Source organism: Crocinitomix algicola (assembly GCF_001661595.2).
GTDB lineage: Bacteria > Bacteroidota > Bacteroidia > Flavobacteriales_D > Crocinitomicaceae > Crocinitomix > Crocinitomix algicola.
Window position 1 is genome coordinate 55,201 of record NZ_LYPF02000002.1, and the last position, 12,180, is coordinate 67,380.

Below are 12,180 nucleotides of genomic sequence, written 5' to 3' on the forward strand. Positions count from 1 at the left end.
TTTATTTATTGAGTGTTTGCGAGATGTAATCTTCTAACTTTAACCCCGGTTTCCAGTTCAACATTTTTTCTATTTTCGAAGTATCTGCAAAAGTAATTTCAGCTTCCCCTTCGCGCTTGTCAATAAACTCATATCGATCACCATCAATCATTTTGGCTAAATCTAAAATACTTGTAGTATCTCCGTAACCAACATTAAAAGCTGTATTCAGTTTTTCCGGATGAATTGCTGCTAAATAGTTTGCTTTAGCTAAATCAAGCACATGAACGAAGTCACGTTTTTGACTCCCATCACCAGTTACTAATAAAGGTTTACCTTCTTTTTTTCGATTTAAGAAGATTCCAACTACACTCGAATAGGCATTAAAAGAGTTTTTTGGATTAAAACTGCGGTTTCCGTAAGGATTAAAATAACGTAAAGTCACAAAGTCCAGTGGATAACGTGTCGCAATTAATTCAAGATACTTTTCAAATTCATATTTTTGAAAAGCATAAGGACTGAGACAGTCTATGCGTTCAGTTTCAGGTGTAGGTATTTGTGTTGGCGTTCCGTAAGCAGCACTTGATCCACTGTAAATTAGTCGTGGAAAGTGGTTTTCTTTAATCATTAATTCAATCAAATGAATTGCTTGATTTAAGTTAGCGTCAATATGTTCAGCAATTGCCTCAAAACTCGGTTGAATTCGTGGAAGTGCTGCTAAGTGGAAAACATAGTCGTACTCTTTTAACGATGAAATTTCAGCGCAGGTTTGCTCAATAAAGGTTAATCTATTATTCGTGAGGTGCTCCGCAATATTGTCTTGGTTACCAGTGGATAAATTGTCCACTCCGGTTATTGTCCAATTGGTCTCTTCAATTAAATAATCCAATAGGTTTGATCCAATAAAACCAGCAACTCCCGTGATTAAAATATTTTTTTGTTCTTTATCCATTTAAATTTTGACTTACGTGTTCATCTAATAATGCATGCAATATTACTTGGTGAAAACATTCTACAATTCCATAACTTTCCGCTTCAATATGGAAATTAACATGTCCTTTTCCGTTCAGTTTATTATTTTCTTTAAAGCCGCTAAGCGTGATAATATTTGCTCCAAGTTCATTGGCATAATCAACGGCATTGTTAATGTTTGGTGAATTTCCAGAAGATGAAATCGCCACAAGTAAATCACCTTTTTCCAAATAGATTTTTAACCACTCTTTCATAGCATTTTCATAGCCGTAGTCATTAGAAAAACAGGTGATTAAAGCAGGGTCGGAAAAAGCGAAGGTTTGAAAACGAGCTACTTTAGCAAAATCTTCCATCATATGAGAACAAATTGAGTTGGACCCTCCGTTCCCAATAAAAAATATTTTTTTTGCCGATTTTATTGTGTTTAATGCATTTCTAAACTCAGCAATAAATGCTTCATTCTCAAAATACGTATTATAAACTTTATTATAGTTTTTGATTACCATATTCCATTAATTTATCTTGGGTTACTTCTTGTTCATTACATAACCAAGTTGTACTTAAACTTGCGGCTAACGAGGGGATTGTTAATTTATCAGCATCATCAAATTCGAGGTGCGACATCAAACATGCAAAGGCAAAAAATGTATCACCGGCTCCAATAGTGTCTACAATTTTAGACTTTATTACGGGATGGGTAGATACTGATTTTCCGTTAGTGTACATGGCACCGTCACCGCCTAGTGTTATAAAAAGGTGTTGGGTGTTTAGCTCATAATTGTAGATTTCTAAAGCTTCTTGTTCCGAACAGGATTTCATTTTTTTATTGATCTGTAGACTAGCCTCTCTAAGGTCAAGACAAACACTTTTTTTAATGTGTTTTTTCCATTTGCTAAGTCTATTGAATCCAAAGTTGTAAGAATTGGTTTGACACATTAAATGAAATCCATCCTCAATTTCTAATTGGTCACAAAACCCATGACCGAAATCAGCAACAATAACCACGTCATAATCTTTGCTATTAACCTTAATCGGACCAAAGTTTTTATTGTCAATTTTATTGAATTCAATGTGTTTCTTCTTTCCGTCTTTATCAACAAAACGGGTTTTTACGATTTCATTCTCTGTATTTGTGATAAGGTCAACTTTTGCTACAAAGTCTTTTAAGTGGTTTGCTATAGCACCACTTCCGCCAATTTGAACATCTTTTTTTCCATCCGTGAACTGAAAAACAGGGCAAAAAGATTTCATCGACTGTCCCTGATAGATTACTTCAACAAATTCGTCTATAATTGTTTCACCAATAATTAAAACATTTAATGACTTTGCTTTTTGAACAAACTGCGCTAGTTTTTGATTAAAATCCATTCCTATTTTCGATTTTCAATAAAGGTAATTATTTCATCTTCACTAAAGGCAAATTTAAGTGGATGATTTTCTTTCAGTGAGGTTCTAAAACGAATCGTATTTTGCATGCTTCCAATATCCTCAATTTTACTGCCTCCTTTATATATGGTTAACACTTCGCAGTTGGTGTAAAGACCAATATAATTCGCACCACTATGTTGTGTGATTATGAGGTTTGCGTTGGAACAAGCCTCCAGTATTTTTTGATTGTCAGCGGTTACTACTAATTCTGTATTTTTCGTAGGTTTAAGGGCTAAACTTTGTGAAGGGTGCCCACAGATAAATACACGGTCAAAATGGGGTGATATGCGTTCTAGTAATTCTTGGTAATCCCAAGATTCACCGTTGTTTTTTGATGATTTTGCACCTTTGGCTCTAGGGAATATCACACAATTATTCTCATTTCTAGTGGTTGCATAAAATTTTGATAGATCATAAATATGATTATGCTTTTCAACAAATTTTCGGTGTATGAACCAATAATAATAATCGTCGTCCAAATTCCAAAAGGGTAAACCCGACTTTTGTGCTTTTCCACTAAAAATGTCAATTTCTTTTTGGACATCAACTGGAACCTTGGTTGAATTTGACGATGGTGATACTTCGCCAAAGAAATCCCTCAACTCATGAAATTCTGTTAGAATCGAATTCCCTTCTTCATCTTTAAAATAAGGTTCATGAATTTTCATTCCGCAAAAATGAATTTTTACACCTTGTTTATGCAAGTACATTAAAAAAGGGGTAGTGTGACCTAGTATATGGCCAAACTCACCTTTGAATGGTCCAATATAACATTCTTTTTTAGCAAGTGTTTCTTCTAGTTTAGCATTGGCCATATTCATAGACCGTTTGAATTTTTGAAGAAACTTTATTTTTCGTAAACCTTTAATTTTATTTCTTTTCAAAAACGATTTTTCATCTGATATGCCCGATAAAAATTCTTTTGAAACATTATAATTTTGATTAGGATGCATTTAATTCTATTGAGTTATGTTTTGAGATGCATTTACAGCATTATAATCTGTCATTTTAATAATTTTACCATGCTCCATTTGTACGATTCTATTCGTATGTTGGAGCGTAGTATAACGGTGAGCAATTATTATCACTGTCGTTCCTGAGTTTTTTAACTTAGAAACTGTGGTATTTATCTCATTTTCTGTTTCGTTGTCTAAAGCTGAAGTAGCTTCATCTAAAATTATCAAATCAGCATCATGATAAAGAGCTCTTGCTATGAGTATACGTTGTTTTTGTCCTCCACTTAAGTTTTTTCCATTTTCTTTTATTTGAAAATCGAAAGGAGAGGTGTTTCCAACCAGCTCCGTTAAAGAGGCTTTTTCAATAGCATTATTCAACCGCTCAGCATCAATATCATCTTCTAAAAAAGCAATGTTTTTAGCGAGACTCGTATTCTCTACATAGGGAGATTGTTGAACATAACTGATCTTACGACGCCAATTGGGAAAGTTTGTTGGCGATAAAGTAACATCATCGATTTTAATTTCTCCTTTTTGATATTGAATGAATCCAGCTAACATTTTAACCAGAGTGGTTTTGCCCGAACCTGAACGCCCGATTATTCCAACAATCTCCCCCTTATTAATCGAAAGATTTAGATCCTTAAAAAAAGGGTTGGAAGTATCGTTGAATGAGAAGGTAATGTTGTTTAAATCAATTTTTTCATTAAAATTTAAACTAGCTTCAGAGGATTTGCTCGCGAATTTTTCAACTTTTTCAGTCAATGGTTTTTTATAAATATCAAATAGATAGGCATATTGCTGTAGGTGGAGGAACGAAGGGATAATTTTACTTAATGAAGGAATGACACGATATCCCGCTGCAGCATATAATGCAATGAGAGGTAAGACAATTTCTGGGTTTGAGGCTATAAATGCACCATACCAAAAAATAACAAGTAAACCACCAACCGTAACTAATTCAAATAATTTAGCAGGAACAACACCTAAAACACTTGTTCGTAAACTAATGTTATTGAGTTGTACCAAAGTTTTAGTGTAGTCTGATAACAGCGTGCTTTCTTTCTGTCGTAGTTTAACATCTATAAATCCAAAAATTCCCCGATTACTATTGCGGTATAATTCTGGTGTCAATTTGTTTTGCGTTTCTCCATAAGCTTTCATTCTTTTTTTTACCAAGAGGTTGAAGAGAAATGCGACAGGAAAAATGGTGCAAAGGATTAATAAAAAAACTTTAAAGTCATAAATAGCAATTCCTCCAACCACTAATAACAGAACAATTAGCTCGGAGTTTATGAGAAGTAATGACTTGATTAAAAAGGTTGAAAAGTGTTGTGGAGATACCGTCAATTCCCTAACAACCTGAGGGGAGTCATGTTTCATAAAATCTTCATACGGCATATTTAAATAATGTTCATAAGTCGAGCTGCCGATGTATCGATATACGCGATAAACAAACTTATTCTGAATCCATTGACTAAAAAGGATAAAAAGCGAGCGTAGGATGAAGAAACAAAAAGCAACAATAAAGAGGTAAAGTAAAAAATCGTTGGAATTTTCAACTCCCGACCAAGTTTTAAGTTGAGCCAATTTTCCATCCCCTGTAAGCACCGACTCGTCGGCAACTGCTGATAATATTGGGATAAACAACGCAAGGCCAAAAAGGTCTACAAAACTGGTGACAATAATTAAAGCCTGAACACCAAAGAATTTCTTTTTAAATGTTTTGGGTAAAAGCCTAAAAACGTTTTTGTAGGTATTGATATAAGTGCTTTGAAAACGAATTGCCATTCAGAATGTTAAAACAGAATTTAAAAAACAAAAGTAAGAATATTTTTATCGCAGAACCGTTTAAGCATTAACAAAACGCTCGTCTTCCAATAATTTTTTAATGCCTTCTTCAATCGTGACTAAATCACGGTTGAGTATTTTTTTCATTTTACTATTGTCCGGTTGTCTTCTTGTCATATCCCCATCCTTGAGCGGTGGTAAAAAAGTAATTTCCGACTGACTATTTGTTAAGCGGATAATCAACTTTGCCAGTTCTAATATCGTAATTACGGTAGCTCCTCCAATATTAATAACGTCATTCACAAAAAGATCGTCTTGCCATGCTTTTATCGTTGCATCAACATTGTCTTTTACATAGCAAAAAGTTCGTGTTTGTGAACCATCACCATAAATTGTAATCGGTTCATTTTTCAACGCTTGATGAATGAATTTACTCATTACAAAATCTTGCGTTTGATTAGGTCCATAAGTGTTGAAGAAACGAAAAATGGTAAATTCTAGACCATATTCTTGTAAGTAAGAACGGCAAAAAGCTTCTCCAACATTTTTCACAACGGCATATGGAATTCTAGAATTAAGTGGTGTTGTTTCTTCATGTTGGGGAATTGTTACAGGCTCACCATACACTTCTGAAGATGACGAAAAGAAAAATCGCTTAACGCCTGTGTTTTTAGAAAGGGATAAAATATTTTTAATCCCTTCGATATCCTCCATAACGCGAATGGGGTTCTCTTGAGTGCGTTGCACGCCAACAAATGCCGCGTAATGAAAAACGTAATCAAAACGGTTGGCAATCATTATTTGAGAAATTTCTGATAAAAGGTTGACATCCGCCTTAATAAATGTTATTTGGGGATGGTTAACTGGCACTTTCCTGATGTCTCCAGTAGATAAATTATCTACCACAATTATTTCTACGTCGGCTAGATTTAAAAGGCCTTCAACTAAAGCGCTTCCTACATTTCCAGCTCCTCCGGTTACAAGAACTTTTCGCATCATTTAATTTTTGAGGTAAAGGTACAATTTTAATTTTTTGAGATGCTGAATTTAATAAAACAATCGGGAATTTGTCTAGTGTACAAAAAATCAAAGTTTATTTTTTGATTACTTTTTATTTTTCATAGTTCTATTTAGAGCGAATTACATTAGCTTTGTGTTCCGCATAAGTAAGTGCAATTTTTAACTAATTTGAGATGAATTTTAATGTCGTAAATAAGAAAATATTAATCACAGGTGCTGCTGGTTTTATTGGTTCTAATCTATGTCGTCATCTCAGTAAAAACAATCAAGTTATTGGTATCGATAATTTGTCAACTGGGCATTTCAAAAATGTTGAACCTCTGATGGATTCCGATAACTTTGAATTTCATGAATTAGATATTCGTGATGAAGAGGGGTGTGTTAAAATAACCAAGGGAATTGACATTATTTTGCATCAAGCAGCCTTGGGTTCTGTTCCACGATCAATTAAAACTCCACTTGAGACTAATGCCAATAATGTCACAGGTTTTTTAAACCTCTTGGATGCAGCAAGAAGAAATGAGGTTAAACGATTTGTTTATGCAACAAGCTCTTCTGTTTATGGTGATCATCCTAAGCTACCCAAAACGGAAGAGACCATTGGGTTGCCATTATCTCCTTATGCCGTTACAAAAAGAGTGAATGAGTTATACGCTGATGTTTACAGCAAAGTCTATGGTTTAGAAATTATTGGCTTAAGGTATTTTAATGTGTATGGACCAAATCAAGATCCTAATGGTGCATACGCTGCTGTTATTCCTAAATTTGTAAGTCAAATTTTAAAGGGGGAAGCAATAAAAGTGAATGGTGATGGTTTGCAAACGAGAGACTTTACTTTTGTTGAAGATGTTATACAAGCAAACCTTTTAGCGGCTGGAACACTTAATGAAAAAGCTTTTAATCAGGTTTTTAATATTTCATTTGGCAATAGAATTTCATTAAATGGTTTAATCGAAGAGATGAAATCATCAATTCAAAATGTTTTTGGTGTGACCGAAGAGTTGGAAGTGGTCCATGGTCCTAAAAGAATAGGGGATATCGAGCATTCGTTTGCTTCAATAGAAAAGGCCCAATCAATTTTAGGTTACCAGCCTCAATACTCCTTGCAAAAAGGACTAACCACTTACTTGACGTTTTTAAAAGAACGGTCTGTCATTTAATTAAATTTAGTGAAAATCTCCTTTTTTACTTGCTTAATCCGAATTGTTGGGTGTTGTGTTTATCATTAATTAACTCACTTTCTATTACCAGTCCATTCAATTCAATGGCTGAAAAATGCTGACAACAAAATTGAATGCTAATACATTCGTCTTTCTTTTAACTTTACATTCATTCAAAAAAAAAACGAGCACCATAACTGATGCTCGTTGTTCGAATGCTTTTTTGACTAGAACTTCGCTTTTGTTCCGCCCCAACGTTTTCTTTTGCCCCAAAGCCAAGAATAATTTCTGCGATAGAAACTTCCTTTTGTTCGGATTAAATAACTGTAAGAGACAGAAATTGTCATAAAGTTATCTCTGTCGGTTGGATCTCCTCGAGGACTGTCTGGTCCGTATTGAACAGCGTCCGGTACATTGCCCACGCCAATATAACGGTTGGCTAAAGCAGGAGCTAATGGATCATCAGACATTTGCGAAGGATCAACATAAACCGTAGAAATATCATCTAAATAATCTGTGAATGTCCAGTTCCAACCCATTTCTAAACCAAATCGGTGAACTCGGTCATAGGTAAAGAAAAATCCTGCACCAAATGGCATTGTTACTGCTACAGGAGAATAAGATACGCCTTCTGTCATTAATTGTCTCAGCTTTACCTTGCTTCCATTGTATTCAGCTTTTGGGTTGTGATAAACACCTCCAACACCAGCAAAGAAATATGTTTGATAATCTAATCGATACCTTCCTCTATAACCAACATCTGAAACGGTTAAAACTTGTGGGTAATATTCTAACTTAGCACTTAAATGTAATAAGTCATTTTGGAATTGTAAATTTCTTCCACGTCGAGCACTATTGTCAGAGTTTGAATCTTCGCCTTGAATTCGAACCCAATCGAAAGATCCTTGAACTGCGAACAAAGGGTGAAAACGGTAACGCGTAAATGTGCCAAACGCCCATCGCGTATCACGGAGCTCCATATTGTAAACAAAATTACGGGCTAAATCTCCACTTCCGATGTCTCCTAGAAAATTTGAAACACCAGCTCGTGCACCGAATCCTAAATTGTATTGTTGCGCAAATAGCCCGTTGGAGGCCACTATTACACAAAGAATTAAGAATATTTTTTTCATTTTGGTATAATGCATTTGGCGCAAAATTAATTAATTACGCGTAGGCGAACACTAAATTATAAAAAAAAAGTCAAACTTTTATTCTTTCACCTTTATTCCTTGATTAAATCATTAATTTCGTAAAGCATAAAATCACAGTATGGAAGGAAATAGAATCACAAGTCTTTTTAACATCAAATATCCAATAATTCAAGCCGGAATGATTTGGTGTTCTGGATGGGAATTAGCTGCGGCAGTAAGCAATGCTGGAGGTTTAGGTATCATAGGTTCGGGATCGATGTACCCTGAAATTTTGGACGAACACATAAAAAAATGCAAGGAAGCGACTGATAAACCATTCGCGGTAAATTTGCCAATGTTGTATCCTTCAATTGAGGAGCATATTCAAACAATTATTAGGCATAAAGTACCAATCGTATTCACCTCTGCTGGAAATCCAAAAACATGGACGAGCAAGCTAAAAGAGCATGGTATAACAGTTGTTCACGTCGTATCAAGTTTGAAATTTGCTTTAAAATCACAGGCTGCAGGGGTAGATGCCGTTGTTGTAGAAGGTTTTGAAGCAGGTGGTCATAACGGTTTGGATGAAACGACGACCCTGACATTAGTTCCAACAGTTAAACAGGAATTAGAAATTCCGCTTATCGCAGCTGGAGGAATCGCAACCGGTCGAGCAATGCTAGCAGCTTTGGCGCTCGGTGCGGACGCTGTGCAAATTGGAAGTCGTTTTGTGGCGTCCATCGAGTCTTCTGCCCATCAAAATTTTAAGAATAAAGTGTTGGAGACAGGTGATGGAGGAACAAAATTAACGTTGAAAGAATTGACCCCCGTTCGATTAATAAAGAATGAATTCTATCAGGCTGTCGAAGCCGCATATTTGCGCGAAGCAAGTGTGGAGGAATTAAAAGAATTACTTGGCAGAGGAAGAGCCAAAAAAGGGATGTTTGAAGGGGACTTGGCGGAGGGAGAGCTGGAAATTGGGCAAGTAGCAAGTTTGATTAAAGAAATAAAACCGGCAGGTGAAATAGTAAATGAAATACTTGCTGAATACCGTGAGGCTCGAACAGAATTACAGACGCAAAAATTTGAATTTTAATGATTGATTTTAAAACGTTTCAGCTCGATAATGGTTTGAAAGTCATTTTTCATCAAGATAAAAATACACCGTTAGCTGTAGTAAATTTATTGTATGATGTTGGAGCTAAAGATGAAGATGAAAATCGAACTGGTTTTGCCCACCTATTCGAACATTTAATGTTTGGTGGGTCAAAGAATATTCCCAATTTCGATACTCCTTTACAACGAGCAGGGGGAGAATGCAATGCTTTTACAAGTAATGATATCACCAATTATTACAATGTTTTGCCTGCGGAAAATGTCGAGATGGCATTTTGGTTGGAAAGTGACCGGATGAATGAGCTGGCCTTTACTGAAAAAAGTCTTGAAGTTCAGAGGGGGGTAGTCATTGAAGAATTTAAACAACGTTATCTCAATCAACCTTACGGCGATGTTTGGCTCCAATTAAGGCCACTCATTTATAAAAAACATCCTTATCAATGGGCTACAATCGGAAAATCAATTGAGCATATTGAAGAGGCGAAAATGGAGGATGTAAAGTCTTTTTTCTACAAACATTATTCTCCTCAAAATGCAACCTTAGTAGTGGGCGGTAATCTCGAGTTGGAGGAAGTTAAAAAATTGTCAGAAAAGTATTTCAGCCCTATACCAAAACGTGAAAAGTATCTCCGTAAAATTCAGCCCGAACCACCTCAAAACGAAGAACGAAGGTTGACAATTGAAAGAGATGTTCCTTCTAATGCACTTTACATGGCTTTTAGAATGGGAGGTAGATTGTCTTACGATCATTATTATGGGGATTTAACTTCCGATATTTTAGCGGGTAATAAATCATCTCGCCTGTATAATGAATTGGTTGTAAAGACTAAGCTGATGTCTAGTGTTTCTGCTTATATCACAGGTGGAGTAGAGGATGGGCTTTTTCTTATTTCTGGACATCTTAATCCCGAAGCAAGTTTTGAGCAAGTTGAACGTGTAATATGGGATGTTCTATCAGATTTGATGGAGAAGAATATTCAACCGCAAGAACTAATTAAGGTTAAAAATAAATTGAAAACGAGGAAGGTTTTTGGTGAAAAGTCGCTGCTAAACCGAGTGATGAATATTGCCTTTTATGAAAATTTAGGTCAACTCGATGAAATCAATGCAGATCTTTCTAAATATGATCAAATTATGGCAGAGGATATCACGCAATTTGCCCAAAGAACATTTTCACGGTTAAATTCCTCAACCTTATTAATCCAAACAAAAAAATAATGGAATTTAATCAACCTTCATATAGCCTGCCAACATCTTTACCACTCCAGTTTCCTGAATTAATTGAATTGGAGAACGGAATTGAACTCTATGTCTTAAAAGATGACAATGATGATGCGGTAAAACTGGACATTGAATGGAGCGCAGGTTCTAAATATCAGTCCAAAAATTTAATCGCAAGTTTCACCAATAAACTTTTGCTGTCTGGCGATGATGTTATGAAAGCGAGTGAAATTGCTGAGAAATTAGATTTTTACGGCGGTTACTTTCAGCACGAAATTGATCGAGATCACGCCGGAATAGCATTGTTTGGACTCAAGGAAAATATGAGTAAAATTTTTGAGATTTTTACTCAAGCCTTTATGAATTGTACGTTTCCAGCTGATCAACTTGAAAAAGAACGTGCTGTTGCCTTAAGTAAATTTCAAATCGCCAATAAAAAAGTGAAGCACCAATGCGTAAAAGCATTTAATCAAGGTGTTTACGGTGAAAAAAATCCGTATGGACGGGCGGCGACTGAAGCTGATTTTGGTCGAATAGAAAGGGAAGATTTACTAGCGTTTTACAAACAGTTTTACTTAAACGGTAAACCCACCTTGTTCCTCGTTGGAAACGTGGATGATGATTTTATACGCCAGCTCAGAGATTGGTCTTCCTTAATGGTTTCTAAACCGGTGAATTATGAATTAGAGCCGTTAGAACAAAAAACCGGCCATGATCATGTAATCGTGCCAGGTGCAGTACAAACAGCTGTACGAATTGGTCGCTTATTTATTGATAAAAAACACCCTGATTATTTTCAGGTGCAACTGTTAAACACATTGCTAGGCGGTTATTTTGGCAGTCGTTTAATGTCCAACATTCGCGAAGATAAAGGGTATACCTATGGAATTGGTTCGGCCATTACGGTAATGGAAGATGCCGCATGTTTTTTTATAACTACCGAGGTCGGATCAGAAGTGGTGAAGGATGCTATTCAGGAGGTGAAAAATGAACTGTCGAAATTGATTAATATTGAAATTCCAGAGGATGAATTAACAGTAGTTAAAAATTATATGGCAGGGGAGTTTTTAAGAAATGCCGATGGAGCAATAGCACAAATGGAGAATTTTAAAAATATTCATTTTAATCAATTGCCCCAATCATACTATTCGGATTACCTCGAAGCAATAAATACAGCGCAGCCTTCAGACCTGAAAAAACTGGCCGAAAAATATTTTCAGTTCGATGATATGCTAGTCGTAACAGCAGGAGCATAAGCGTATTTTGGGCGTTCCCGCAAAACACCGATGTGTTCTGCGGTCGGGCTTTACGCACTCGCTTCCGACCTTCCGTCTCAGACGGATAGTCGGCGAGCTCAAACAATTGCTCCAATCCCTAACGCAGGTTGTGAAGTACCTGTTCTCA

At 35.8% G+C, this 12,180-nt stretch carries 11 protein-coding genes; 4 read left to right on the forward strand and 7 right to left on the reverse strand.

Features of this window, described 5'->3' with window-relative positions:
• Nucleotide 1: 1 nt before the first annotated feature.
• Genes A8143_RS01930 through A8143_RS01955 form a run of 6 tightly spaced genes read right to left on the reverse strand, consistent with a single transcriptional unit; the run spans nucleotide 2 to nucleotide 6,122 of the window.
• Nucleotides 2-931, reverse strand: a complete 930-nt coding sequence (locus tag A8143_RS01930; protein ID WP_066755467.1) for an NAD-dependent epimerase/dehydratase family protein — start codon at nucleotides 929-931, stop codon at nucleotides 2-4.
• Entirely contained in the window at nucleotides 924-1,457 is a 534-nt protein-coding gene (locus tag A8143_RS01935; protein ID WP_066755469.1) for an SIS domain-containing protein, read from the reverse strand. Before A8143_RS01935 ends, A8143_RS01930 begins: the two co-directional genes overlap by 8 nt.
• Nucleotides 1,438-2,319, reverse strand: a complete 882-nt coding sequence (locus tag A8143_RS01940) for a PfkB family carbohydrate kinase (RefSeq protein ID WP_066755472.1) — start codon at nucleotides 2,317-2,319, stop codon at nucleotides 1,438-1,440. The genes A8143_RS01935 and A8143_RS01940 overlap by 20 nt, the downstream gene beginning before the upstream one ends.
• A 2-nt stretch (nucleotides 2,320-2,321) precedes the next feature.
• The gene (locus tag A8143_RS01945; protein ID WP_066755473.1) at nucleotides 2,322-3,332 is read right to left on the reverse strand and encodes a hypothetical protein; all 1,011 of its coding nucleotides are present in this window, start codon (nucleotides 3,330-3,332) and stop codon (nucleotides 2,322-2,324) included.
• Between the two features lie 6 nt (nucleotides 3,333-3,338).
• Nucleotides 3,339-5,126, reverse strand: a complete 1,788-nt coding sequence (locus tag A8143_RS01950; protein WP_066755476.1) for an ABC transporter ATP-binding protein — start codon at nucleotides 5,124-5,126, stop codon at nucleotides 3,339-3,341.
• A gap of 60 nt (nucleotides 5,127-5,186) precedes the next feature.
• Complete coding sequence (locus A8143_RS01955; RefSeq protein WP_083261190.1) at nucleotides 5,187-6,122, reverse strand: NAD-dependent epimerase/dehydratase family protein; 936 nt, start codon at nucleotides 6,120-6,122, stop codon at nucleotides 5,187-5,189.
• Between the two features lie 197 nt (nucleotides 6,123-6,319).
• On the opposite strand from A8143_RS01955, the gene A8143_RS01960 reads away from it, so the two are divergent.
• Complete coding sequence (locus A8143_RS01960) at nucleotides 6,320-7,306, forward strand: SDR family oxidoreductase (protein WP_066755482.1); 987 nt, start codon at nucleotides 6,320-6,322, stop codon at nucleotides 7,304-7,306.
• Between the two features lie 227 nt (nucleotides 7,307-7,533).
• Here A8143_RS01960 and A8143_RS01965 read toward each other — a convergent pair whose 3' ends face one another.
• Entirely contained in the window at nucleotides 7,534-8,439 is a 906-nt protein-coding gene (locus tag A8143_RS01965) for a DUF6089 family protein (RefSeq protein ID WP_066755492.1), read from the reverse strand.
• A 139-nt stretch (nucleotides 8,440-8,578) separates the two neighbouring features.
• On the opposite strand from A8143_RS01965, the gene A8143_RS01970 reads away from it, so the two are divergent.
• Genes A8143_RS01970 through A8143_RS01980 form a run of 3 tightly spaced genes read left to right on the forward strand, consistent with a single transcriptional unit; the run spans nucleotide 8,579 to nucleotide 12,032 of the window.
• Nucleotides 8,579-9,535 carry an NAD(P)H-dependent flavin oxidoreductase gene (locus tag A8143_RS01970; protein WP_066755495.1) on the forward strand — a complete coding sequence of 319 codons (957 nt, stop codon included), beginning with the start codon at nucleotides 8,579-8,581 and terminating at the stop codon, nucleotides 9,533-9,535.
• Entirely contained in the window at nucleotides 9,535-10,773 is a 1,239-nt protein-coding gene (locus A8143_RS01975; protein WP_066755498.1) for a M16 family metallopeptidase, read from the forward strand. Before A8143_RS01970 ends, A8143_RS01975 begins: the two co-directional genes overlap by 1 nt.
• The gene (locus A8143_RS01980) at nucleotides 10,773-12,032 is read left to right on the forward strand and encodes a M16 family metallopeptidase (protein WP_066755501.1); all 1,260 of its coding nucleotides are present in this window, start codon (nucleotides 10,773-10,775) and stop codon (nucleotides 12,030-12,032) included. Before A8143_RS01975 ends, A8143_RS01980 begins: the two co-directional genes overlap by 1 nt.
• Nucleotides 12,033-12,180: the final 148 nt, after the last annotated feature.